Below are 23,544 nucleotides of genomic sequence, written 5' to 3'. Positions count from 1 at the left end.
AGATAGCACTTTCAGCAGAGATATGGGGACGAGGGGAAGTTTTTACGAGGGGGCTTCAGAAAATGCCGATGCAGAGGCATCGGCAGAATGGCGAATCACTTCATGCTGTTGACGAGAGTATCCACGTTGTGGCGAAACGCTTTAACGTAGGTGTCTGCCACGCCCCCTTTTGCAGAGAGCGCTTCGGGATAGAGCTCGCCGCCAGGCTGTGCGCCGGTCGCCGATGCAATCTGTTTCACGAGCCGCGGATCCAGCTGATTCTCCATAAACCAGGTCTTTACGCCGTCCGCTTTAATTTGCGTGATGATAGCGGCAACCTTGGCAGCACTGGCTTCACTCTCCGATGATAATCCCTGCGGAGCGATAAACGTGACCCCATAGGCGCGGCCAAAATAGCCGAAAGCGTCATGGCTGGTCAGCACTTTTCGCTTCGCCGTTGGGATGGGCTGAAAGCGTGCTTTTGCCCAGCTATCGAGCTCTGTTAACTGCGTAATATAGGATTTCCCCGCCGCCTCCAGCGCGACCTTTTCTTCGGGATCCGCCTTTATCAGCCCATTCAACACATTCCGGGCATACAACGCACCGTTGGCGGCGCTGTTCCAGGCATGCGGATCGGTAATGGTCTCTCCGTCCTCAACCAGCGTGTGCGTTGGAACCCCCGTCGACGCCACCACCAGCGTGCCTTTAAAGCCAGACGCCTTCACCAGCCGATCGAGCCAGCCCTCCAGCCCGAGTCCATTCACAACCACCACGTCGGCTTTACTCAGCGCTGCGCTGTCTTTCGGTGACGGTTCGAAAGTATGAGGATCGCCATCCGGCCCCACCAGCGTCGTTACCTTGACGTGGTCGCCCCCGACCTGTTGGGTGATATCCCCCAGAATCGAAAAACTGGCAACGACGTTCAGCGTCTTCGCCTGCACCCCCTGAGCCAGCAGGCTCAGTGCGAGCGCCATCATAACCCCTGTACGTTTCATCATTTCTCCTTGCATTAAAAAAGCGCTCGCAGGCTGTGAGCCACCCTGCTGCGCGTGCCACATAAAATCGAAAAGAAAAAGAGACCACTGGCGGTAAGTACAATCGCCGGCCCCGCCGGTAGGCTGATCGCCCACGAGAGGCTAAGCCCCAGCCAGGCACAGAAAATGCCGCTTACCCCGGCAAAAAGAAGCAATCCGGGCAGCGTCCTCGCCCAGCAGCGGGCCGCCACCGCGGGCAGCATCATCAACCCCACCGCCATCAGCGTGCCGAGCACCTGAAAACCGGCGACCAGGTTGAGCACTAACAGCGCCAGAAAGAGACCGTGCAGTAGTGCAGGCAGCCAGCGGGCGTTCACCTGCAGCCAGGCCGTATCGAATGCCTCGCTAACCAGCCCGCGATAGAACAGCGCCAGCGTTAATAAGGTGAAGATGCAGACCCCCGCCACGAACAGCGCCGCATCACGGTCTACCGCCAGGATGGAACCAAATAGCAAGTGCAGGAGATCCACATTTGAACCGCGCAGCGACACCAGCGTCACCCCCAGCGCCAGGGAGCCAAGATAAAACCCGGCGAAACTGGCATCCTCTTTTAACGGCGTGCGTCGGCTCACCAGCCCCGCCACCAGCGCAACGGTTATCCCTACGATAAACCCGCCGACGCTCATTGCCAGTAACGACATTCCGCTTAGCAGATAGCCCACCGCCACGCCCGGCAGGATGGCATGCGAGAGCGCATCCCCCATCAGGCTCATGCGGCGTAGCAGTAAAAAGACCCCCAGCGCCGTGGTACTGACCGACAACGCAAGGCAGACGACCAGCGCCCGCCGCATAAAGCCATATTCAATAAAGGGCTGAAAGAGGAGATGCCACATCATGCCACCCTCATCCCAACGCCGGTCTCTAAAGACGGGGCAGCATCCAGGCGCAGGACCTGCGAAAAGTGGCGCGTGACGCGCTCGCTGTCATGAAGCACCGCCAGCACGGTTCGCCCCTGCTGAGCCATCTCAAGTATCAGCTCCATCAATATGTGACTGGTCGCTTCATCCACGCCGGTGAAGGGTTCATCCAGCATGACCAGCGGCGCATGCTGTACCATGACCCGCGCAAAAAGCATGCGTTGAAATTGCCCCCCGGAGAGTTCGTCAATCACCGTGCTTGCCAGCGCCGCCAGCCCTACCCGCTCCAGCGCATGATCGATACGCGCACGCGCCTGTCGTCCGGTTCCGGCAAACAGCGAGAGGGTTGGCCAGCATCCCATGCTTACGACATCCTTCACCGTCAGGGGGAATTGCGCCTCCAGCTCGTGTCGCTGGGCAAGCCAACCGATAACAGGCCGCTTTTCCTGCCAGCGGAACGTACCACTGACCGGAGGGAGGAATCCTGCCAGCGTTTTCAGGAGCGTCGATTTGCCGCAGCCGTTAGCGCCGGTGATGGCGGTCATACTGCCGCGCAGGATCACCTCATCCAGCGGACGCGTGATGGGCTGGCGGTGGTAGCCCACCACGAGGCGTTGTAGTTCGATCATGGGAGTGCTACCGCCCAGCGCACCGCAAAGACGATGGCTAAAACCAGCGTCAGCGCATACAACACGCGCGTTAACGAAGAGAGAGAGAAGAGAGAGTGCGTCATCAGTCACCCGATAAAATTATGTTATAACATCACAATAAAGAGGTGTGCCGTGATTGTAAATACCGGGCGGCTAACGGGAGTGTGGATAAATGTTACAGCCCCCTCTCCTGCCGGGGAGGGGGCGAAAGATTACTGACTGAACGGCGACGCCGCAGGCACGCGCGCCAGCGCAACGGCCTGGCCCAGTTGCCACACTGCCATTGCGTAGTGGGTACTGTGGTTATAACGGGTAATGGTGTAGAAGTTTGGCAGACCATACCAGTATTGATAACCGGTACCGATATCCAGACGCAGCAAGCTCGCCTGCTGGTGATCACCCAGCGATTGCATAGGCATTAAACCGGCGGCGGCCAGCTGGGATACGCTGTACTTGGTTTTAAACCCATTTTCCAGCCCTGGAGCCTGCCCGTTAGCCTGAACGGCGACCGGATCGCCCTTCACCCAACCGTGTTCTTTAAAGTAGTTCGCCACGCTGCCGATGGCATCTTCCGGATCCCACAGATTGATATGGCCGTCTCCGTTAAAATCTACCGCGTACTGCTTATACGAAGAGGGCATAAACTGGCCATAGCCCATCGCCCCTGCGAAAGAGCCTTTCAGATCCAGCGGATCGTCCTGCTCGTCGCGAGCCATCAGCAGGAAGGTTTCCAGTTCAGAAGAGAAATACTCGGCGCGACGCGGATAGTTGAAGGAGAGCGTTGCCAGCGCATCGAGAATGCGCGTTTTCCCCATCACACGGCCCCAGCGGGTCTCCACGCCAATAATGCCGACGATAATTTCCGGCGGCACGCCATACACCTGCCAGGCGCGGTTAAGGGTCTCTTCATGTTGATTCCAGAAGGCAACGCCATTTTGCACATTATCTGGGGTGATAAACTGCTTGCGATAACGCAGCCATGCCCCGTTTGGTCCGGTCGGCACCTGAGCTGTCGGTGCCTGTCGGTCCATCAGGCGCAGCACGTAATCCAGACGTTTCGCCTGCGACAGGATCTCCTGCAACTGCTGTTTATTAAAGCCGTGTTTGCTCACCATTTTATCGATGAACTGTTGAGCCGCCGGGTTGTTGGCGAAGTCGCCACCCATTTGCATCACATTGTGTTGCGGCTCAAGTAAGAAGCCACCGGAAGGGGCGCCAGCCGTCTGCTGAACTTCCTCTGTTTTTGGTTTGCTGCTGCAGGCAGCCAGCATAATCAGCGCAGGTAACAGCGCTGCATAACGACGCTTAAACATGGCACATCCATTGAACGAATTCGATAAGTGGCAAGTATGGTAAAGCATCCCCGACACCACAAGGAAGCGGTTCTGTGGTCGCCAGCAAAATCTTTCATTTTTATCCATGAATGCCCCAGGGTGAATGCTTTATGATAGGCCGCCCCTTCTGCTGTGGCAGGGGCGCGGGAAGGATCGTAAACGGAGAGAAACATGAGTGATTTTCTGTTAAATGCAGGCCGTCAAACCCTGATGCTGGAGCTACAGGAGGCCAGTCGCCTGCCTGAAAGGCTGGGGGAGGAGTTTGTCTGTGCGGCAAATACGCTTATCCACTGCGAAGGCAAAGTGATTGTCTCGGGTATCGGTAAATCAGGCCATATCGGCAAGAAGATTGCGGCCACCCTCGCCAGCACCGGCACGCCAGCCTTTTTCGTCCACGCAGCAGAGGCGCTGCACGGCGATTTGGGCATGATTGAAAGCCGTGACGTGCTGCTGTTCATCTCTTACTCTGGCTCGGCCAAAGAGCTGGATCTGATCATCCCACGCCTGCAGGAAAAATCGGTCGACCTGCTGGCGATGACCGGCAAAACCCGTTCCCCGCTGGCGCTGGCCGCCAAAGCGGTGCTGGATATCTCAGTCGAGCGCGAAGCCTGCCCAATGCACCTGGCACCCACCTCCAGTACCGTGAATACGCTGATGATGGGCGATGCGCTGGCCATGGCAGTGATGCAGGCGCGCGGCTTTAATGAGGAGGACTTTGCGCGCTCCCATCCGGCGGGTGCCCTGGGCGCGCGTCTGCTTAATAAAGTGCACCATCTGATGCGCACCGGCGATGCCATCCCGCAGGTGAAACTCACCACCAGCGTGATGGATGCAATGCTTGAACTGAGCCGTACCGGGCTGGGTCTGGTTGCGGTATGTGATGAGCGCGAGCAGGTGAAAGGCGTCTTTACCGACGGCGATCTGCGCCGCTGGCTGGTAGGCGGCGGCACGCTGCAGGCCATCGTCAACGAGGCAATGACGCCCGGCGGCCAGACGTTGAACGCCGACAGCCGGGCCATTGAGGCTAAAGAGGTGCTACTGAAGCGTAAGATCGCCGCCGCCCCGGTGGTGGATGAGCATGGCAAGCTCTGCGGTGCCATCAACCTTCAGGACTTCTATCAGGCCGGAATTATCTAGCCCTTCAGCCCCAGACGTTTCGCCAGCCGGTGCAGGTTGGCCACGTCGGTTTCCAGCGCCCGCGCGCTTGCCGCCCAACTGCGGTTGTTCTGTTCCAGCGCGCGGGTAATCATCTGCCGTTGAAAATCTTCTGTCGCTTCACGAAGGTTTTCTTTCCCCGGTGCCGGGGCATCCGCTGTCACCGTCAGGGGGGTGTCATCCTGCAGGGCGAAATGGCCGGGCTGAATAACTACCTCATCGCCATGGCGCGCAGCCCGCGCCAGCACTACCGCCCGGTGAATGGCATGTTCCAGTTCGCGCACGTTGCCGGGCCATCCGTAACTCAGCAGATGCGAACGGGCGGCAGGGCTTAGCACGACGCGAGCAAGACCCATTTTCAGACGGCACTGCTCGCAGAAAAAGCCCGCCAGCAGCACCACATCTTCGCCACGCTCACGTAACGGCGGCACGGAGAGTGGAAATACGCTCAGGCGATGGAAAAGATCGGCGCGGAAATTACCGGCCAGCACCTCCTCGCGCAGATCGCGGTTGGTGGCCGCCAGAACGCGCACATTGACGCGCAGGCTGCGGTCATCCCCCACCCGCTGGATATCGCCATACTGCAACACGCGCAGCAGCTTGGCCTGCAACGATAACGATAGCTCACCAATTTCATCAAGAAACAGCGTGCCGTTGTCGGCCATTTCAAACTTACCGCTACGGTTGCTGATAGCTCCGGTAAATGCCCCTTTCACATGCCCAAAGAGTTCACTCTCCGCCACGCTTTCTGGCAGTGCGGCGCAATTGAGATAGACCAGCGGGTTGACCGCGCGCGGCGAAGCCTCGTGGATCCCCTTCGCGACCAGCTCTTTGCCGGTACCGGTCTCGCCAAAGATCAATACGTTGAGGTCTGACGCCGCCACGATGTCGATCTCTTTTTTGAGCTGTATCATCCCCGGCGAGAGGCCAATCATCTCGGTATGCGCCACGGGCTCAAATGCCGCCGGGCTACCGGGCAACATATTCTGGCTCTCCAGTTGTTCAATCAGCAGCGCATTGTTCAGCGCCCCGGCGGCCAGCGCGGCAATCAACCGCAACTCCTCATCACTGAAGGTATCGAACTGGTCCGGCGACATACCGTCGAGGGTGAGCGCCCCTATCAGATTTTGCCCGGCAAACAGCGGCAGGCCGATGCAGGCATGCACCTTCAGGCTCTCCTGCCCCGGGATGAGGCCATCGTAGGGGTCGGGCAGATCGCTGTCTGTGGGAAAGCGCACCACATCCCCGGCACGGGCGATGGTTTCAAGCCGCGGGTGGCCTTCAAGCGAGAAGCGCCGCCCCAAAACATCCTGCGCCAGTCCATCGATAGCCAACGGTATAAACTGCCGCCCTTCATAGCGCAGCAGCGCCGAAGCATCACAGGCCAGTACGTGACGCAGGGTCGAAATTAAACGTTGAAAACGGTCCTGATGACCGATACCGGTTTGCAACTCGATAGCGATTTTCGCCAGCACGTCTACGGAAAAGCTCATATCTGCCTCGTTGTCATTTTGACAATTCATAATGTCATATTGACAATATTTTAGATAGTCATTATGACTACCCATTGTGGGTTATTACTTACTAAAACCATTAAAACCAATAATTTAAAAAACTGGCACGCATCTTGATATAGGCAATACATCTTTCTTAAACATGCCGCATTTAATTATCGAGGTTGCTATGTCTATTCTGGTTAAAAATAACATTCATTGGGTTGGTCAACGTGACTGGGAAGTGCGTGATTTTCACGGAACGGAATACAAAACGCTGCGCGGCAGCAGCTATAACAGCTATCTCATTCGTGAAGGCAAAAATGTCCTGATTGATACCGTCGATCATAAATTCAGTCGCGAGTTCGTGCAGAACCTGCGTAGCGAAATTGATCTGGAGGCTATCGACTACATCATCATTAACCACGCGGAAGAGGACCACGCCGGGGCGCTGACCGAGCTGATGTCCCATATTCCGAACACGCCAATCTACTGCACCACCAATGCCATCGACTCGATTAACGGTCATCACCACCATCCGGAGTGGAATTTCCACACCGTGAAAACCGGCGATACCCTGGATATCGGTAACGGCAAACAGCTGATTTTTGTGGAAACGCCAATGCTGCACTGGCCGGACAGCATGATGACCTACATGACCGGCGACGCGGTACTGTTCAGTAACGACGCCTTCGGCCAGCACTACTGCGATGAACGTCTGTTCAACGACGAAGTGGACCAGACCGAGCTGTTCGAACAGTGCCAGCGCTACTACGCCAACATTCTTACGCCATTCAGCCGTCTGGTGACGCCAAAAATTACCGAGATCCTCGGCTTTAACCTGCCGGTGGATATGATTGCCACCTCCCACGGCGTGGTATGGCGTGAAAATCCCACCCAGATTGTCGAGCTGTACCTGAAATGGGCGGCGGATTACCAGGAAGACCGCATCACTATCTTCTACGACACCATGTCCAACAATACCCGCATGATGGCGGACGCCATTGCCCAAGGGATCAACGAAGTGGATCCGAACGTGGCGGTGAAAATTTTCAACGTGGCTCGCAGCGATAAAAACGAAATCCTGACCAATACCTTCCGCTCCAAAGGCGTGCTGGTGGGCACCTCCACCATGAACAACGTGATGATGCCAAAAATCGCGGGCCTCGTGGAGGAGATGACCGGCCTGCGTTTCCGAAATAAACGCGCCAGCGCCTTTGGCTCCCACGGCTGGAGCGGCGGCGCGGTTGACCGTCTCTCTACCCGCCTGCAGGATGCCGGTTTCGAAATGTCTATGAGCCTGAAAGCCAAATGGCGCCCGGACATCGACGCACTGGAAATCTGCCGCCAGCACGGTCGCGATATCGCCCGTCAGTGGGCGCTCGCTCCGCTGCCGGAAGCCACAGCAAAACCGGCCGAACCACAGCCTGCCAGCAGCTGTGCCGCCGCTTCTGCCGATCTCGGCCCGCGCATGCAGTGCAGCGTCTGCCAGTGGATTTATGACCCGGAACTGGGCGAGCCGCTGCAGGATGTTGCGCCGGGCACGCCGTGGAGTGACGTACCAGACAACTTCCTCTGCCCGGAATGTTCCCTTGGTAAAGACGTCTTTGACGAACTGGCATCGGAGGCAAAATGAATAACGGAATCGTGATCATCGGCTCGGGCTTTGCCGCCCGTCAGCTGGTGAAAAATATCCGCAAACAGGATCCCAGCGTTCCGCTGACGGTGATTGCCGCCGACAGCATGGACGAGTACAACAAACCTGATTTAAGCCACGTCATTAGCCAGAATCAGCGTGCCGAAGATCTCACCCGCCAGACGGCGGGGGAGTTCGCGGAACAGTACAACCTGCGCCTGTTCCCCTATACCTGGGTCACCGATATCGACGCCGCTGCGCACGTCGTGAAAGCGAAAGATCATACCTGGCAGTACGACAAACTGGTGCTGGCCACGGGCGCCTCCGCTTTTGTGCCGCCGGTTGAAGGCCGCGAGCTGATGATTACGCTGAACAGCCAGCAGGAGTACCAGGCCAGCGAAACGTGGCTTCGCGACGCGCAGCGCGTAATGATTGTTGGCGGCGGCCTGATTGGCACCGAGCTGGCGATGGACTTTTGTCGGGCGGGGAAAGCCGTCACGCTGGTCGATCACGCGGCCAGCATTCTGTCGGCGCTGATACCCGCCGAAGTAAGCAGTCGCTTACAGCACCGTTTAACCGATATGGGCGTACACCTGCTGCTGAAATCTCAGCTGCAAAGCCTGACCCGTACCGAAACCGGCATTCGCGCCACCCTCGATCGCAACCGCAACGTAGATATTGATGTGGTGATTGCCGCCACAGGGTTGCGTCCGGAAACGGCGCTGGCGCACCGCGCGGGAGCGGAGACAAACCGTGGCGTGAAGGTCGACAGTTACCTGCAAACCACGCAGCCCGACATCTATGCGCTGGGCGACTGCGCTGAGATCAACGGCCAGCTTCTACCCTTCCTGCAGCCGATACAGCTTAGCGCGATGTATCTGGCGAAAAACCTGCTCGGGGGCAGCGCGCCCCTGAAATTACCCGCGATGCTGGTGAAGGTGAAAACGCCAGAACTGCCCCTGCACCTTGCAGGCGAAACCCAGCGTCAGGATCTGAACTGGCAAATCACCATCGAACCACAGGGCATGGTGGCCAAAGGCGCTGACAGCGAGGGACAACTACGCGCCTTCGTGGTCAGCGAAGATCGCATGAAGGAGGCCTTTGCCCTGCTGAAATCTCTGCCCGCTTAACCCTCTCTGCCACTCTTACTTAACCTTTGGATCTTTTATCCGCAGCCCCGATGTCCCGGGGCTTTTTTCTGTCTAAATGCGGAACAACCGCAAAACCTCACCCTGTTTTATGCCGCCTATCCTGCTTAACCTGAAGCGGTATTCAACGGCGGGAGAGCGTGACATGACAAACCTCAAACAGGATCTGGCTTATCTGGAGCGGTGGTTCAGAAAGGTTCAGCCCGCCGAACCCGTGCGGTGGCGCTGGCTCTATCTTACCCCGTCGCAGCGCATGGAACGGCTACGCGAGCTTATGCTGCCGCTCGGCGAGAAAAAATCCTGACCCGAACCGGGTTGTGACGCTTTCAAAGGCTTTATCGCAAAAAGCGGAACAGGTTGATCAACTCCACCCTATTTCTTCCTGAAAAGCCCTTACACTCTCCACACACCTCATTAGATGCCGATCAAAGCCATGCGCCTGTTACAAAAAATTCGTCAGTATCAGCGGCTCTCTCTGCACTACGGCTCTTCGCCCAGGCAAACGACCCTTGCCGAAGTCGCGCAGGTGGCGGTCTGCAGTGAACGACATGCGCGCACCCTGTTACGCCAGCTGGCGGAAAACGGCTGGCTACGCTGGGAGGCGCAGCCCGGACGCGGCCACCGCGCCACGCTGCACTGCCTGCGCACCACCAGCGAACTGAGCGCTCCGCTGATGCGCGCCTGCCTGGAAAAGGGTGACTACCAAAGCGCCCTGCAGCTGGCCGATGGCGATCCCGCCAGCCTGCATCACATCATTACCCCCTTTCTGGGCGGTAAATGGCTGAAGCACCAGCCGACGCTGCGTATTCCCTGGTACCGTCCCCTCACCTCCCTGCATCCGGCACTGCAACGCCGTCGCGCAGAACAACATATTATCTGTGCGGTACATGCAGGCTTAACCCGCAATGAACCCGGTCAACCGCACCCTATAGGCGATCTGGCACACCACTATGCTTCTCTTGATGGGGAACGGCGCTGGCATTTCTATCTGCGTAGCGGCGCGCACTGGCACAACGGCCAGCCTATTACCGACAACGATATCCTGACGGCGATGCGGCAGCTGCTGGCCGACCCGACGCGTAATGTCGGGTTGCAGCATATCGCCTCGCTTACGCGGGTGGCCCCCTGGTGTCTGGAAATCGAGCTCACTCGCGCCGATGCGCTGTTACCACAGCGGCTGGCGCATCCGGTCTGCCGGTTACCCCATCCACGCCAGCCCGAGATCGGCGCGGGCCCCTTTGCCATTGCCCGCCATCATTCACATTATTTGCGGCTGGAACGTCAGCCCTGGTACTTTGGCCATCACCCGCTACTGCATGCGATAGAGTTCTGGCGCACCGGCTCAATGCTGGAGAAACCGGCGTGGATTACCGTGGGCAAGGGCAATACAACCCGGGAGGCGGTAACCTCCACCAGCAGCGGCTTTGCCTGGCTGATGGTCAATAGCGCACTGCCCAAAGCGCTTGCCGCCGCCTTACGTCACCAGGCGATAAGCCTGAAACAGCGCTGCTTTGCCTCCCGCAGCGACCTGCAGATCCGCAGCGACATTCTGCCCGGCCTGCACGTGAAAGAACCGCCGGAACCGGCAGCCTGCCCGCTGCCAGCCCGTCTGAAACTGGTGTGTTATCACACGCCCGAACTGCGGGAGCTGGCAGAGAAATGGCGACAACACTTGATGCGGCACGGTTGCCAGTTGCAGATCGAATGGCGAGACCGTGATAGCTGGCATCAGCCGGATGTGCTGGCCGACGCCGACCTGCTATTGGGGGACTATCTGGCGAGGGAAAACGCCGGGTTCGCGCTGGGGGAGTGGTTGATTTACGAGCCCGCCTGGCAGACCGCGTTAGGCGTGGCGCGCTGGCAGAAAAAGAAGCAGCAGCTTATGCAGATTTGCGACAGCGAAGCCCACTTTAACGCTCAACTGATGCCCCTCTTTCAACAGATTTTTGACGAGGGAACCTGTACGCCGCTGTTCCGCTATCGCTATCAAATCAACGCCCTGGAAAATGTGCAGGATATGGTCTTAACCGCAGGGGGCTGGCTCGATTTCACCCGCGCCTGGCTTCCCCCGCCTGCAGGCTAGCGATGCGGCCCGGCCACCACCGAGTCACGCAATATCAGCTCGCCGGCAAAGTTTTGCTGTGAGGTGAAATCGCCGCCATCGAGCATAAAGATCAGCCTGCTGATGGTCTCTTTAATCATTTCAGTGACAGGCACCCGGACGCTAGAGAGCGACGGAACAATATAAGGGGCGATGGCAACGTCATCGAAACCAATGACCGAGACCGCGGCCGGGGTGGCGATCCCACTCTCGTGCAGCTGCTTGATGGCACCAATCGCCATATCATCATTACTGGCTACCAGCGCGCTGAAGGTCTCACCGCGAGCCAGCAACGTTGAAACCCCCGCCGCGCCGCTCGCCGGGTTCCATTTCCCCTCTACAATCAACGACTCACGCAGCGGGATCTGATGCTGGGCCAGCGCCGCTTTGTAGCCACTCAGACGTTCGATCCCGGTTGGGGAGTCCAGCGAGCCGGTGATAAAGGCGATATCGCGATGACCCAGCTTGATAAGCTGCGTCACCGCGGCCTCGCTGGAGGCAATGTGATCGGACCAAACGCAATGGCTGCTGTTTTTACGCAGGCGACGGTTAAGCACCATCACCGGCTGGCTGTGATCCTGAATAATGGCATCCATCTCATCGACGCTGAGAAAACGCGGATAAATAATGATCGCGTCGCAGCGCATATCCAGCAGATACTGAATCGCCTCACGCTCCTCTTCCGCGCTGTGTTTGCCATCGGCCAGGATGAGCTGCCGCCCGCGCTCCTCGGTCATTCGCGCGGCATGGAACAACAGCTCGCTGAAGTAGACACCATGATAGAGGGTGTTAGTTACCACCAGCCCCAGGGTTTGCGTGCGTTTGGTCGCGAGGTTTCGCGCCAGTAAATTGGGGCGATAGCCACTCTCGTCAATGGCCTGAAACACGCGGTCTTTTGTCTCCTGGCTTACGTAACCGTTGCCCGAAAGCACCCGGGAAACCGTCGCCTTCGAAACCCCTGCCCGCTTCGCCACTTCCAGCATCGTGGTCATCACTTTTCCCTCTCAATCTAATGAGCGGCAGTGTACTTCACGGCGATTAAATTGTCGCAGCGGGAATATCACACTTGTCACCCTGATTGGTGATCATCATCACGAATATAAAAAATGGGCAAAATGCGATCTTGTTTGATCATGTGAAACTCTTCATGATTTTGTGGAACCGGTTTCCTATCTAAGTCTCATCCCGCTGTTCGATGAAGACGTACCTTACAGTTAAAACAGGATATAACCCGATGGCCAAAAACTATGCTGCGCTGGCGAATGCCGTAGTCAGCGCGCTCGGCGGCAAAGATAACATCACCGCCGTCACCCACTGCATGACGCGTTTGCGCTTCGTTGTGAAAGACGAGAGTGCCATTGATAGCGCAACGCTGAAGACAATCAGCGGTGTTCTGGGTGTGGTACGTAACGATAATCAGTGCCAGGTGATCATCGGCAATACCGTTTCGCAGGCCTACCGCGAGGTGGTGAGCCTGCTGCCGACCAATTTACAGCCGGCTGCGCCGCAGGGCCCGCAAAAATTAACCTTACGCCGCATTGGCGCCGGGATCCTCGACGCGCTGATCGGCACGATGTCACCGCTGATCCCGGCGATCATCGGTGGTTCAATGGTTAAGCTGCTGGCAATGATCCTGGAAATGACCGGCGCGTTACCGAAGGGCGCTCCAACCCTCACCATCCTGACGGTGATTGGTGACGGCGCGTTCTTCTTCCTGCCGCTAATGGTGGCAGCCTCGGCGGCCGTGAAATTCAAAACCAACATGTCGCTGGCGATAGCCATCGCGGGCGTGCTGGTACACCCGAGTTTTATTGAGCTGATGGCCAAAGCCGCCCAGGGTGAGCATGTCGAGTTCGCCTTTATTCCGGTGACGGCGGTGAAGTACACCTATACGGTGATCCCGGCGCTGGTCATGACCTGGTGTCTCTCGTACATCGAACGCTGGGTAGATCGCATTACCCCGGCGGTAACGAAAAATTTCCTGAAACCGATGCTTATCGTGCTGATTGCCGCCCCGCTCGCCATTGTGTTGATTGGGCCGCTGGGGATCTGGATCGGTACCGCCATCTCTGCGCTGGTGTACACCATCCATGACTATCTGGGCTGGCTGTCCGTGGCCATCATGGGTGCGCTGTGGCCTCTGTTGGTTATGACCGGTATGCACCGCGTCTTTACGCCAACTATCATTCAAACCATTGCCGAAACCGGGAAAGAGGGGATGGTAATGCCGTCTGAAATTGGCGCCAACCTGTCGCTGGGCGGATCGTCGCTGGCGGTGGCCTGGAAGACCAAAAATCCGGAATTGCGCCAGACGGCGCTGGCGGCGGCGGCCTCTGCCATCATGGCCGGTATTTCTGAGCCGGCGCTCTATGGCGTGGCGGTGCGACTGAAACGTCCGTTAATCGCCAGTCTGATCAGCGGCTTTATCTGTGGCGCCGTGGCCGGTATCGCAGGTCTTGCCAGTCACTCCATGGCCGCTCCAGGACTGTTTACCAGCGTGCAGTTCTTTGATCCGGCCAACCCAATGACTATCGTCTGGGTCTTTGGCGTGATGGCGCTGGCCGTCGTACTCTCCTTTGTGCTGACGTTGCTCCTCGGCTTTGAGGATATTCCGGTAGAAGACGAAGCCGAAAAAGCACGCGCCCTGCAGACTGCGCCGGTGCAGGCAACAGAAGCACGAGCATAATGTGAATAGCGAGGTAAAAATGTCAGTTTTTCCAAAAGGATTTTTATGGGGCGGCGCACTGGCCGCCAACCAGAGTGAAGGGGCTTACCGTGAAGGCGGAAAGGGGCTGACCACCGTTGACATGATCCCCCACGGCGCCAACCGACTAGCGGTGAAAGTCGGCAAGGAAAAACGCTTCGCGCTACGTGAGGATGAATTTTACCCAAGCCACAACGCGATCGATTTTTACCATCGCTATAAAGAAGATATCGCTCTGATGGCGGAGATGGGCTTTACGGTGTTCCGCACCTCGATTGCCTGGAGCCGCCTCTATCCTAATGGCGATGAACCTTTACCCAATCAGGAAGGGATTGCCTTCTACCGTGCGGTATTTGAAGAGTGCAAAAAGCACAACATCGAGCCGCTGGTTACCCTGTGTCATTTTGATGTACCGATGTACCTGGTAACGGAATATGGCTCCTGGCGTAACCGTAAAATGGTCGAGTTCTTCGCCCGCTACGCCCGGACCTGTTTCGAAGAGTTTAACGGTCTGGTGAAATACTGGCTCACCTTCAATGAAATTAACATCATGCTGCACAGCCCGTTCTCCGGCGCAGGACTGGTGTTTGAAGAGGGCGAAAACGAAGATCAGGTGAAGTACCAGGCTGCCCACCACGAGCTGGTGGCGAGCGCGCTGGCAACCAAAATTGCGCATGAGGTAAACCCGGAAAACCAGGTTGGCTGCATGCTGGCAGGCGGTAACTTCTACCCCTACTCGTGCAAGCCAGAAGACGTGTGGATGGCGCTGGAAAAGGATCGTGAAAATCTCTTTTTCATCGACGTACAGGCGCGCGGCAGCTACCCGGCCTACTCCGCCCGCGTGTTCCGCGAAAAGGGGGTGGTCATTGTTAAAGACCCTGGTGACGACGAACTGCTGAAAAACACCGTGGATTTCGTCTCGTTCAGCTATTACGCCTCACGTTGTGCTTCCGCTGACATGAATGCCAATAACACCAGCGCGGCCAATATCGTTAAATCTCTGCGAAATCCGCACATCGAAGTCAGCGAATGGGGCTGGGGCATCGACCCGCTGGGTCTGCGTATTACCATGAACATGATGTATGACCGCTACCAGAAGCCACTTTTCCTGGTGGAAAACGGCCTCGGTGCGAAGGATGAAGTTGACGCCAACGGCGAGATTAACGATGACTATCGCATCAGCTATCTGCGCGAGCATATCCGCGCAATGGGCGATGCCATTGAAGACGGCATTCCGCTGATGGGCTACACCAGCTGGGGCTGTATCGATCTGGTGGCGGCTTCTACCGGTGAGATGAGCAAACGCTACGGCTTTATCTATGTCGATCGCGACGACGCCGGCAACGGCACGCTCGATCGTAAACGCAAGAAATCGTTCTGGTGGTATAAAAAAGTCATCGCCAGCAACGGTGCCGATTTAGACTAACCTCCCCGACCGGGCGTCCTGGCGCGCCCGGCTGTTTCGCCTCGCCCCTCTCGCCCTTACAATACCCAATAATTTCATGACGTTACTGTCATTCATTGACACCAAATATATTACATTGTATAAAGCTTCGCCATAATAATGAGTTTCATTTACATCTTGCTCATCACCAGGGCAGCGCAACATAAAATTAATGAAGGATAGCGTTCCATGAAAAACATCATCAGCGCAGTAGGATTGTTCCTCGCCACTGCGGGCTCCGCCTTTGCGACCACTTATCCGCTGACGATTGAGAACTGCGGCTATAAAGAGACGTTTACAAAAGCACCGGAACGCGTCGTCGCCCTGGGCCAGAATACCGTTGAAATTTTGCTGTTGTTGGGGTTAGAAGATCACGTCGTAGCCAGCGCTTTCTGGCCAACCAAAGTCCTGCCGGAACTGACGGCGAAAAACGAAAAAATCAAAACGCTGACGGTCGAAATCCCGGGTCTCGAATCTATCCTCGCCCAGAATCCGGACTTCGTACCGGCACAGCTTCCGCTGCTGCTGGGGCCAGAGAGTAAAGTTGCCAAACGTGAAGACCTGCAGACAGTAGGCGTTAACAGCTATATGTCACCCGGCATGTGCGCTACCAAAAAAGACATTGGTGATATGTACGGCAGCCGTCAGAAACTCTGGGACATGACCTTCCTTTATAAAGAGATCGAAGACTTCGCAAAAATCTTCAACGTAGAAGATCGAGGCCAGGCGCTGATTGCCGACTTCAAAAAACGCGAAGCCGATCTGCGCGCTGAGTTCAGCAAAAATAAAAAAGACCTGTCGTTCGTCTTCTGGTTCTCCAGCTCCTCCCCCTCCTCTGATGCCTATGTCGGCGGTAAAAATAGCGCGTCCGGCTTTATCGCCAATGTGCTGGGTGGCCATAATGCCATCACCTCTGAAACGGAATGGCCGACCGTGGGCTGGGAAAGCATTATTGCTGCCAACCCGGACGTGATTGTAGTGTCTAGCCTTGATCGCAACCGTTGGGCGCTGGATAGCGCCCAAGAGAAGATCAAATTCCTGAAAAGCGATCCGGCCGTCAGCCAGCTCGACGCCGTGAAAAAAGGGCATATCGTTGTTATGGACGGCCAGGCGATGAACCCTACCATCCGCACGATTTACGGTGCTGAGCAGGTGGGTGAGCAGCTCAGAAAGATGGGGCTGAATTGATGACGGCAGTGGTGCAACAACGTCGACAAGGCCTGCTGCTTACCACCTCGTCCGTGCTGGCTGTTGTGCTTTTATTGCTGGTGATTGCGCTGGGCGTAAGCGTGGGGGAGCTCTCTATCCCCCTGCAAACCGTCTACTACGCGATTGCTAACAAAGCCGGGCTGACCGACGTTCCCCTGAACCGTATCTACGAGAGCGTGATCTGGGATTTCCGTCTTAGCCGCGCTCTGGTGGCGGCGTGCTGCGGTGCCGGGCTGGCTATCTGCGGTGCCGTGCTGCAAAGCTTGCTGAAAAACGCCCTCGCAGAGCCCTACGTGCTTGGCGTCTCTGCCGGGGCTTCTACCGGGGCGGTATCGGTCGTGGTTCTCGGCATTGGCTCCGGGGCCGTCACCCTCTCGGCAGGTGCCTTCGCCGGCGCCTTTTCAGCCTTTGCCTTTGTCGCCTTTCTGACCAACGGCGCGCGTGGCGGCAATGAGCGCACGATACTGGCCGGGGTCGCAGCCTCTCAGTTGTTTAACGCCATCACGGCATACACCATCAGCACCTCCGCCAGCGCTCAGCAGGCACGCGATGTTATGTTCTGGTTGCTCGGCAGTTTTAGTGGCGTGCGCTGGCCGGAATTCCAGCTGGTATTAGTCGTGGTATTGCTGGGGCTGGCGATTTGTCTCTACTACTCCCGCGCGCTGGATGCCTTTACCTTTGGCGACGATGCCGCCGCATCGCTGGGGATCGCCGTACCGCAAGTCCGTTTGCTCCTGTTTACCGTCACCGCGCTGATTACCGCCACCATCGTTAGCATGGCAGGCTCGATCGGTTTCGTTGGGCTGGTGGTACCCCATATGATGCGCTACTTCTTTGGGCCCCTGCACCGTACGCTTCTGATTGCCAGTGCGCTGGCCGGGGCGATTCTGATGGTGCTGGCCGATATCGCCTCCCGCATGCTGATTGCGCCGCAAAGCCTGCCGGTGGGTGTCGTCACGGCCCTGGTGGGGGTACCCTTCTTCGCCGTCATTATCTACCGTTCAAGGAATAAGTGATGAGTATCACCGCCGATAACATTACCTGGAAGGTAGGCAAAAAGGTCATCGTCAATAACGTCTCGCTCCGGGTCACGCCGGGGCAGACGGTCGGCCTGCTGGGGCCAAATGGCTCGGGTAAATCCTCTCTGCTGCGCGTGCTTGCCGGGCTTCGCCGCCCTCACGCGGGCACCGTCGCTCTGGATGGCAATAACATTGCACGTATCAATAAAAAGCAGCTGGCGCGGCGCGTCGCCTTTGTTGAACAGCACGGCATGACCGACGCCAACATGCAGGTACGTGACGTCGTTAAGCTCGGGCGTATTCCGCACCATACGGCGTTTTCCGGCTGGAGCAGCCACGATGATGCCACCGTGAACGCGGCGCTGGAGCGGGTGGATATGCTGGAAAAAAGCACCCAGGGCTGGTTAAGCCTCTCCGGTGGTGAACGGCAGCGTGTGCACATTGCCCGGGCGCTGGCGCAAACCCCCAGCGAGATCCTGCTTGATGAACCCACCAATCACCTGGATATTCACCATCAAATGCAGCTGATGCAGTTGATCAGTGAACTGCCGGTCACCAGCATTGTGGCGATCCACGATCTCAATCACGCCTCGATGTTTTGCGATGCGCTGATTGTTATGCAGAAAGGGCAGATTGTTGCCACCGGCTCACCCCAGGCGATCCTCACCGAAGATCTGCTGTGGGACGTGTTCCGCGTGAAGACGAAAATTGAAATATCGCCATTTCATGGCAAGAAACATATCCATTTCCTCGTCTGATGCCAGGTAAGCTCATGCTCTCTTTGCGCCCGGCAACACAACTCTGGCCGCCGGTTTTACTGGGCAGCCAGTTTGTGTTCAACATCGGCTTTTACGCCGTTGTCCCCTTTCTGGCGATCTTCCTGCGCGATGACATGCAGCTCTCCGGCGGGCTAATTGGTCTTGTCCTGGGGTTACGCACCTTCTCCCAGCAGGGGATGTTTATTGTTGGCGGTGCCCTCTCTGACCGCTTTGGCGCGCGTAGCGTTATCCTTTGCGGCTGCCTGGTGCGGGTGGCGGGTTACTTGCTGCTGGCGCTGGGTGACTCCCTCGGGGCGATAATCCTCGGTGCCTGTCTGACGGGCATTGGCGGTGCACTCTTCTCCCCTTCCATTGAAGCCCTGCTGGCCAAAGCGGGCACGCGTAGCGAAGCGGAAGGCAAACGCAGCCGTGCGGAGTGGTTCGCACTGTTTGCGGTTTGCGGTGAGTTGGGTGCTGTGCTCGGACCCGTAGCCGGCGCACTGCTGGCGGGGATCGGCTTTCGCCAGATTGCGCTGGCGGGCGCAGGGGTCTTTGTAGTGGCACTGATGGTGCTGCACTTTTGCCTGCCCACCTCCGCGCAGAAAAAACCGTTACACATCACACCCTGGTGGACCACCTTCCGGCAGCCACGCTTTGTCGCCTTTATCATCGCTTACAGCGCCTGGCTCTTAAGCTATAACCAGCTCTACCTGGCGCTCCCGGTGGAGATTCAGCGAGCCGGCGGCAACGAGAAAGATCTTGGTCCGCTGTTTATGCTGGCTTCCGTGCTGATCATCGTATTCCAGCTACCCCTGGCACGCGTTGCCCGCCGGGCCGGTGCGGTGCGCATTCTGCCCGTCGGCTTTGCCGTGCTGGCCGCTTCTTTCGTGAGTGTGGCTCTGTTTGCCAGCCATCCTCCGGCCGATGGCTGGCTGCGTCTTCTGCCGGCGGCCTGTTTCGTTACCCTACTGACTTTCGGACAGATGCTGCTGGTGCCTGCGGCTAAAGATATCATTCCGTGGTTTGCCAGCGAGTCGACGCTGGGGGCGCACTATGGCGCGCTCGCCACCGCAGGGGGATGCGCCGTGCTGGCAGGGAACTTGTTGCTGGGCAGCCAGCTCGATTACGCCCTTACCCCGTCGCCCCAGGCGGTCTATCCCTGGCTGCAACTGGCCTGTTTCCCACTCTGCAGCGCCGTGGCGATGATATTTATCTGCCGGCCGGTGCGACGCTAAGCGCTACTTTTTGGGGCGGTACTTTTCGGGCAGCGGCGGGACAGGACGGCGGTCATCGATGAGGTGGCGTACGGTCAAAATCGGGTGACGCCAGAGCATGCGCGGCCCGGCCCAGCGCATGACCTGTTTCATCTCTTCCCGTTTCGCCGGCTGATAGCAGTGCACAGGGCACTGTTTGCAGGCCGGTTTTTCTTCACCGAAAATACATCTATCCAGACGCTTGTCCGCATAGGCATTCAGCGCCTGATAATGCCCCTCTTCGCTTACAGCCTGAGGGCATTGCGCCTCATAGAGCGCAATCATTTTGCGGATGGTCTCTTTTTCGCGCGTAATGCGTTTTCCGGACATGTCAGTATACCTGTTTATAAGTTGCATCCATGATACCTCTTCATGCCGCACGTTTCAGCCTGATTTCATTTTTTGCATCCCGTTTTTGGAAGCAGTCTCGCAGCTCTGCGTTTGTCATCGGGTGATTTTACTGGCATTTTATACAGGTGTTTTTTTCTTCTTCAGGGCCAGGAAAGGAGTCCGCAATGACTGAACTGAATACTGTAAAACCGTCTCGTCATTTAACCGTAAGTTCTTATCGCAGACGTCACGAAGATCGTCGGACCAAAGTGCCGAAAGGATACAGTCTGCACGCCGCGCTGAACCTGAAAGGCGACTGGCTGGAAGCGGCGGGTTTCAAAACCCACTCCCGGGTGCAGCTTAGCGTTGAGCAGGGCAAAATTGTGATTGAGCTGATGAACGAAAACTCGGCCTAAAGGGGCCACATTTTGCTGCGCGAGGTCATTTTTTCATGCGACAATAGCCTTAATTCATGACCATTGCGTCGCTTAAATCGTACTATTTTCAAAGAAATGGACATCATCACTCCATGACCACTACCGACAACTTAGACGCTCACACCCCGATGATGCAGCAGTATCTGAAGCTGAAAGCCCAGCACCCAGAGATCCTGCTGTTCTATCGGATGGGCGACTTTTACGAGCTTTTTTATGATGATGCGAAACGCGCATCGCAGCTGCTCGATATCTCGCTGACCAAACGCGGCGCCTCTGCAGGCGAGCCGATCCCGATGGCGGGCATTCCCCACCACGCGGTGGAAAACTATCTGGCGAAGCTGGTTAATCAGGGTGAGTCGGTAGCCATTTGCGAACAGATTGGCGATCCCGCGACCTCAAAAGGGCCGGTTGAGCGCAAAGTGGTGCGCATCGTCACCCCTGGCACCATCAGTGATGAAGCCCTGCTGCAGGAGCGGCAAGATAATTTGCTGGCCGCTATCTGGCAGGACGGCAAAGGTTACGGCTACGCCACGCTGGATATTAGCTCCGGGCGTTTTCGTCTGAGTGAACCGGCCGACCGTGAAACCATGGCGGCAGAGCTACAGCGCACCAACCCTGCGGAACTCTTGTATGCCGAAGACTTTGCCGAGCTGGCATTGATTGAAGGTCGTCGCGGCCTGCGTCGTCGCCCCCTGTGGGAGTTTGAGATCGATACCGCCCGTCAGCAGCTCAACCTGCAGTTTGGCACCCGCGATCTCATTGGTTTTGGTGTCGAGAATGCGCCACGTGGACTTTGCGCGGCGGGATGTCTTTTGCAATACGTGAAAGACACCCAGCGCACGGCTCTGCCGCACATCCGCTCTATTACCATGGAGCGCCAGCAGGACAGCATCATCATGGATGCCGCCACCCGTCGCAATCTCGAGATCACCCAGAACCTGGCCGGGGGCGTTGAAAACACCCTGGCCTCGGTGCTCGACAGCACCGTCACCCCAATGGGGAGCCGTATGCTCAAGCGCTGGCTGCACATGCCGGTGCGTGATACCGCAACGCTGGTCGGCCGTCAGCAGACTATCGCCGCCTTGCAGGATCGTTTTACCGAACTGCAGCCGGTTTTGCGCCAGGTAGGCGACCTCGAACGTATCCTTGCCCGTCTTGCGCTGCGCACCGCTCGCCCACGTGACTTAGCCCGTATGCGCCATGCCTTTCAGCAGTTGCCCACCCTGCGGGCGCAGTTGGCTGAGGTTGAGAGCGCACCGGTACAAAAGCTGCGTGAGACCATGGGTGAATTTAGCGAGCTGCGCGAGTTACTGGAGCGTGCTGTGGTTGAAACCCCGCCGGTGCTGGTGCGCGACGGTGGCGTTATCGCACCTGGCTATAACGAAGAGCTGGATGAGTGGCGCGCGCTGGCAGACGGTGCAACGGATTATCTCGATAAACTGGAGATCCGCGAACGCGAACGCCTGGGCCTGGATACCCTGAAAGTCGGCTATAACGCCGTTCATGGTTACTACATCCAGATTAGCCGTGGGCAGAGCCACCTGGCGCCTATCCACTATGTCCGCCGCCAGACGCTCAAAAATGCCGAACGCTATATTATTCCTGAGCTAAAAGAGTACGAAGACAAAGTGCTGACCTCCAAAGGGAAAGCGCTGGCGCTGGAAAAACAGCTTTATGACGAGCTGTTCGATACGCTGATGCCGCATCTGGGCGATCTGCAGCTCAGCGCAAGCGCGCTGGCAGAGCTGGACGTGCTGGTTAACCTGGCGGAGCGTGCCGATACGCTGAACTACAGCTGCCCCACCTTTAGCGATAAGCCTGGCATTCGTATCACCGAAGGTCGCCACCCGGTGGTGGAACAAGTGCTCAATGAGCCCTTTATTGCCAACCCGCTTAACCTGTCGCCTCAGCGTCGTATGCTGATCATTACCGGCCCGAACATGGGCGGTAAAAGTACCTATATGCGCCAGACCGCGTTGATTGCGCTTCTGGCCTATATCGGCAGCTACGTGCCCGCGCAAAAAGTTGAGATCGGCCCCATCGATCGCATTTTCACCCGCGTGGGTGCGGCAGATGACCTGGCCAGCGGCCGCTCCACCTTTATGGTGGAGATGACCGAAACCGCCAATATTCTGCACAATGCCACGGAAAACAGTCTGGTGCTGATGGATGAAATTGGCCGCGGAACCTCAACTTACGACGGCCTGTCGCTGGCGTGGGCCTGCGCTGAAAGCCTGGCAAACAAAATCAAGGCGCTGACGCTCTTTGCAACCCACTATTTCGAGCTAACCCAGTTGCCCGAAAAGATGGAAGGGGTGGCGAATGTGCATCTGGACGCGCTGGAGCATGGGGATACCATCGCCTTTATGCACACGGTGCAGGATGGCGCGGCCAGCAAGAGCTACGGCCTTGCGGTAGCGGCGCTGGCAGGGGTGCCTAAAGAGGTGATTAAACGGGCACGGCAGAAACTGCGCGAGCTGGAAAGCCTGTCGCCAAACGCGGCGGCAACTCAGATAGATGGTACGCAGATGTCGTTGCTTGCGCCGGCAGAAGAGACGTCGCCTGCCGTTGAGGCGCTGGAGAATCTCGACCCGGATACACTGACACCGCGTCAGGCGCTGGAGTGGATCTACCGGTTGAAGAGCCTGGTTTAGGGCTCAGCGGTCTCCGGGCCGATTGAGTCAAAAAGTGTTCCCCATGTGACCGGTTCATACACGGCCGGTCCTCCTTGTCACGTTCACGGGTAGTGTAATGCCATACTCCGCTGAACATGAGGTGAACGGAACGATTCCACCGCGCTAACTGATCGGCATGACAACCAGAGTTGCCGTTGTGCTTTGTCCATCTGTGACGACCGTTTTTCAGCGGCAGTCGTAGCGACGCGCCCTACGGCAACTCACCAGCAGTAACAGATATCACTCTCTGGCAGCCAGGAGTGGAACCGCTGGCTCTCACCGACATGACCATGAGCACAAGGCGATGCCGGCGAACCGGCGGAGCAGC

The 23,544-nt window shown here is 57.4% G+C and carries 20 protein-coding genes; 13 read left to right on the top strand and 7 right to left on the bottom strand.

Annotated features, from left to right (window positions below; genetic code table 11):
• Positions 1 to 95: 95 nt before the first annotated feature.
• The 4 genes from B2Q93_RS06875 to mltB form a co-directional block, all read right to left on the bottom strand.
• A complete protein-coding gene (locus tag B2Q93_RS06875; protein ID WP_286932295.1) occupies positions 96 to 974 on the bottom strand; it encodes a metal ABC transporter substrate-binding protein in 879 nt (292 codons plus the stop codon).
• 14 nt (positions 975 to 988) lie between these two features.
• Positions 989 to 1,849: a metal ABC transporter permease gene (locus B2Q93_RS06870; RefSeq protein ID WP_046886136.1), complete on the bottom strand. Its 861-nt coding sequence runs from the start codon at positions 1,847 to 1,849 to the stop codon at positions 989 to 991.
• Positions 1,846 to 2,499: a metal ABC transporter ATP-binding protein gene (locus B2Q93_RS06865; RefSeq protein ID WP_046886137.1), complete on the bottom strand. Its 654-nt coding sequence runs from the start codon at positions 2,497 to 2,499 to the stop codon at positions 1,846 to 1,848. Before B2Q93_RS06865 ends, B2Q93_RS06870 begins: the two co-directional genes overlap by 4 nt.
• A gap of 233 nt (positions 2,500 to 2,732) precedes the next feature.
• The gene (gene mltB, locus B2Q93_RS06860; protein ID WP_046886138.1) at positions 2,733 to 3,833 is read right to left on the bottom strand and encodes a lytic murein transglycosylase B; all 1,101 of its coding nucleotides are present in this window, start codon (positions 3,831 to 3,833) and stop codon (positions 2,733 to 2,735) included.
• A gap of 192 nt (positions 3,834 to 4,025) precedes the next feature.
• Between mltB and gutQ the strand changes: the two genes are divergently transcribed.
• On the top strand, positions 4,026 to 4,991 hold the full coding sequence (gene gutQ, locus B2Q93_RS06855) for an arabinose-5-phosphate isomerase GutQ (RefSeq protein WP_046886139.1): 966 nt from the start codon (positions 4,026 to 4,028) through the stop codon (positions 4,989 to 4,991).
• On the opposite strand, the gene norR is transcribed toward gutQ, so the two are convergent.
• Positions 4,988 to 6,502: a nitric oxide reductase transcriptional regulator NorR gene (norR, locus tag B2Q93_RS06850; protein WP_286932293.1), complete on the bottom strand. Its 1,515-nt coding sequence runs from the start codon at positions 6,500 to 6,502 to the stop codon at positions 4,988 to 4,990. The genes gutQ and norR overlap by 4 nt on opposite strands.
• A gap of 190 nt (positions 6,503 to 6,692) precedes the next feature.
• On the opposite strand from norR, the gene norV reads away from it, so the two are divergent.
• The 4 genes from norV (at position 6,693) to B2Q93_RS06830 (ending at position 11,369) form a co-directional block, all read left to right on the top strand.
• A complete protein-coding gene (gene norV, locus B2Q93_RS06845) occupies positions 6,693 to 8,138 on the top strand; it encodes an anaerobic nitric oxide reductase flavorubredoxin (RefSeq protein WP_046886140.1) in 1,446 nt (481 codons plus the stop codon).
• Positions 8,135 to 9,268, top strand: a complete 1,134-nt coding sequence (gene norW / locus B2Q93_RS06840) for an NADH:flavorubredoxin reductase NorW (protein WP_040074280.1) — start codon at positions 8,135 to 8,137, stop codon at positions 9,266 to 9,268. The genes norV and norW overlap by 4 nt, the downstream gene beginning before the upstream one ends.
• Positions 9,269 to 9,431: 163 nt before the next feature.
• Positions 9,432 to 9,590 (top strand): hypothetical protein, encoded by a 159-nt coding sequence (locus B2Q93_RS06835; protein ID WP_172657822.1) that lies wholly within the window; start codon positions 9,432 to 9,434, stop codon positions 9,588 to 9,590.
• Between the two features lie 129 nt (positions 9,591 to 9,719).
• The gene (locus B2Q93_RS06830) at positions 9,720 to 11,369 is read left to right on the top strand and encodes an SgrR family transcriptional regulator (RefSeq protein ID WP_286932291.1); all 1,650 of its coding nucleotides are present in this window, start codon (positions 9,720 to 9,722) and stop codon (positions 11,367 to 11,369) included.
• Here B2Q93_RS06830 and B2Q93_RS06825 read toward each other — a convergent pair.
• Complete coding sequence (locus tag B2Q93_RS06825; RefSeq protein ID WP_040074278.1) at positions 11,366 to 12,379, bottom strand: LacI family DNA-binding transcriptional regulator; 1,014 nt, start codon at positions 12,377 to 12,379, stop codon at positions 11,366 to 11,368. The genes B2Q93_RS06830 and B2Q93_RS06825 overlap by 4 nt on opposite strands.
• Positions 12,380 to 12,621: 242 nt before the next feature.
• On the opposite strand from B2Q93_RS06825, the gene ascF reads away from it, so the two are divergent.
• From ascF to B2Q93_RS06795, 6 genes are all read left to right on the top strand, one after another.
• Positions 12,622 to 14,073 carry a PTS cellobiose/arbutin/salicin transporter subunit IIBC gene (ascF, locus tag B2Q93_RS06820; protein WP_046886141.1) on the top strand — a complete coding sequence of 484 codons (1,452 nt, stop codon included), beginning with the start codon at positions 12,622 to 12,624 and terminating at the stop codon, positions 14,071 to 14,073.
• Positions 14,074 to 14,092: 19 nt separating this feature from the next.
• Positions 14,093 to 15,517, top strand: coding sequence for a 6-phospho-beta-glucosidase (locus B2Q93_RS06815; protein WP_286932290.1), 1,425 nt, complete (start codon positions 14,093 to 14,095; stop codon positions 15,515 to 15,517).
• 207 nt (positions 15,518 to 15,724) lie between these two features.
• Positions 15,725 to 16,723: an ABC transporter substrate-binding protein gene (locus tag B2Q93_RS06810; RefSeq protein WP_286932287.1), complete on the top strand. Its 999-nt coding sequence runs from the start codon at positions 15,725 to 15,727 to the stop codon at positions 16,721 to 16,723.
• The gene (locus B2Q93_RS06805) at positions 16,723 to 17,760 is read left to right on the top strand and encodes a FecCD family ABC transporter permease (RefSeq protein WP_046886142.1); all 1,038 of its coding nucleotides are present in this window, start codon (positions 16,723 to 16,725) and stop codon (positions 17,758 to 17,760) included. Before B2Q93_RS06810 ends, B2Q93_RS06805 begins: the two co-directional genes overlap by 1 nt.
• Complete coding sequence (locus B2Q93_RS06800) at positions 17,760 to 18,521, top strand: ABC transporter ATP-binding protein (protein ID WP_040074273.1); 762 nt, start codon at positions 17,760 to 17,762, stop codon at positions 18,519 to 18,521. The genes B2Q93_RS06805 and B2Q93_RS06800 overlap by 1 nt, the downstream gene beginning before the upstream one ends.
• A 14-nt stretch (positions 18,522 to 18,535) precedes the next feature.
• A complete protein-coding gene (locus B2Q93_RS06795) occupies positions 18,536 to 19,756 on the top strand; it encodes an MDR family MFS transporter (RefSeq protein WP_414672031.1) in 1,221 nt (406 codons plus the stop codon).
• 3 nt (positions 19,757 to 19,759) lie between these two features.
• Here the strand turns inward: B2Q93_RS06795 and B2Q93_RS06790 are convergent, their stop codons facing one another.
• Positions 19,760 to 20,104, bottom strand: a complete 345-nt coding sequence (locus B2Q93_RS06790; protein ID WP_286932284.1) for a nitrous oxide-stimulated promoter family protein — start codon at positions 20,102 to 20,104, stop codon at positions 19,760 to 19,762.
• Positions 20,105 to 20,289: 185 nt separating this feature from the next.
• Between B2Q93_RS06790 and B2Q93_RS06785 the strand changes: the two genes are divergently transcribed.
• Both B2Q93_RS06785 and mutS read left to right on the top strand, forming a co-directional pair.
• Positions 20,290 to 20,520 carry a SymE family type I addiction module toxin gene (locus tag B2Q93_RS06785; protein ID WP_040074270.1) on the top strand — a complete coding sequence of 77 codons (231 nt, stop codon included), beginning with the start codon at positions 20,290 to 20,292 and terminating at the stop codon, positions 20,518 to 20,520.
• Positions 20,521 to 20,633: 113 nt separating this feature from the next.
• A complete protein-coding gene (mutS, locus tag B2Q93_RS06780; RefSeq protein ID WP_212476379.1) occupies positions 20,634 to 23,195 on the top strand; it encodes a DNA mismatch repair protein MutS in 2,562 nt (853 codons plus the stop codon).
• The last annotated feature ends 349 nt before the right edge of the window (positions 23,196 to 23,544 follow it).

The sequence above is a fragment of the Leclercia sp. UBA5958 genome (genome assembly GCF_002430365.1).
Classification (GTDB): Bacteria; Pseudomonadota; Gammaproteobacteria; order Enterobacterales; family Enterobacteriaceae; genus Enterobacter; species Enterobacter pneumoniae.
This window is presented reverse-complemented; position numbering and strand designations above follow the sequence as displayed.

Coding starts and splice junctions, on each gene's coding strand:
- B2Q93_RS06875 (WP_286932295.1), bottom strand. CDS start 974: ATGAAACGTACAGGGGTTATGATGGCGCTCGCACTGAGCCTGCTGGCT.
- B2Q93_RS06870 (WP_046886136.1), bottom strand. CDS start 1,849: ATGATGTGGCATCTCCTCTTTCAGCCCTTTATTGAATATGGCTTTATG.
- B2Q93_RS06865 (WP_046886137.1), bottom strand. CDS start 2,499: ATGATCGAACTACAACGCCTCGTGGTGGGCTACCACCGCCAGCCCATC.
- mltB (WP_046886138.1), bottom strand. CDS start 3,833: ATGTTTAAGCGTCGTTATGCAGCGCTGTTACCTGCGCTGATTATGCTG.
- gutQ (WP_046886139.1), top strand. CDS start 4,026: ATGAGTGATTTTCTGTTAAATGCAGGCCGTCAAACCCTGATGCTGGAG.
- norR (WP_286932293.1), bottom strand. CDS start 6,502: ATGAGCTTTTCCGTAGACGTGCTGGCGAAAATCGCTATCGAGTTGCAA.
- norV (WP_046886140.1), top strand. CDS start 6,693: ATGTCTATTCTGGTTAAAAATAACATTCATTGGGTTGGTCAACGTGAC.
- norW (WP_040074280.1), top strand. CDS start 8,135: ATGAATAACGGAATCGTGATCATCGGCTCGGGCTTTGCCGCCCGTCAG.
- B2Q93_RS06835 (WP_172657822.1), top strand. CDS start 9,432: ATGACAAACCTCAAACAGGATCTGGCTTATCTGGAGCGGTGGTTCAGA.
- B2Q93_RS06830 (WP_286932291.1), top strand. CDS start 9,720: ATGCGCCTGTTACAAAAAATTCGTCAGTATCAGCGGCTCTCTCTGCAC.
- B2Q93_RS06825 (WP_040074278.1), bottom strand. CDS start 12,379: ATGACCACGATGCTGGAAGTGGCGAAGCGGGCAGGGGTTTCGAAGGCG.
- ascF (WP_046886141.1), top strand. CDS start 12,622: ATGGCCAAAAACTATGCTGCGCTGGCGAATGCCGTAGTCAGCGCGCTC.
- B2Q93_RS06815 (WP_286932290.1), top strand. CDS start 14,093: ATGTCAGTTTTTCCAAAAGGATTTTTATGGGGCGGCGCACTGGCCGCC.
- B2Q93_RS06810 (WP_286932287.1), top strand. CDS start 15,725: ATGAAAAACATCATCAGCGCAGTAGGATTGTTCCTCGCCACTGCGGGC.
- B2Q93_RS06805 (WP_046886142.1), top strand. CDS start 16,723: ATGACGGCAGTGGTGCAACAACGTCGACAAGGCCTGCTGCTTACCACC.
- B2Q93_RS06800 (WP_040074273.1), top strand. CDS start 17,760: ATGAGTATCACCGCCGATAACATTACCTGGAAGGTAGGCAAAAAGGTC.
- B2Q93_RS06795 (WP_414672031.1), top strand. CDS start 18,536: ATGCTCTCTTTGCGCCCGGCAACACAACTCTGGCCGCCGGTTTTACTG.
- B2Q93_RS06790 (WP_286932284.1), bottom strand. CDS start 20,104: ATGTCCGGAAAACGCATTACGCGCGAAAAAGAGACCATCCGCAAAATG.
- B2Q93_RS06785 (WP_040074270.1), top strand. CDS start 20,290: ATGACTGAACTGAATACTGTAAAACCGTCTCGTCATTTAACCGTAAGT.
- mutS (WP_212476379.1), top strand. CDS start 20,634: ATGACCACTACCGACAACTTAGACGCTCACACCCCGATGATGCAGCAG.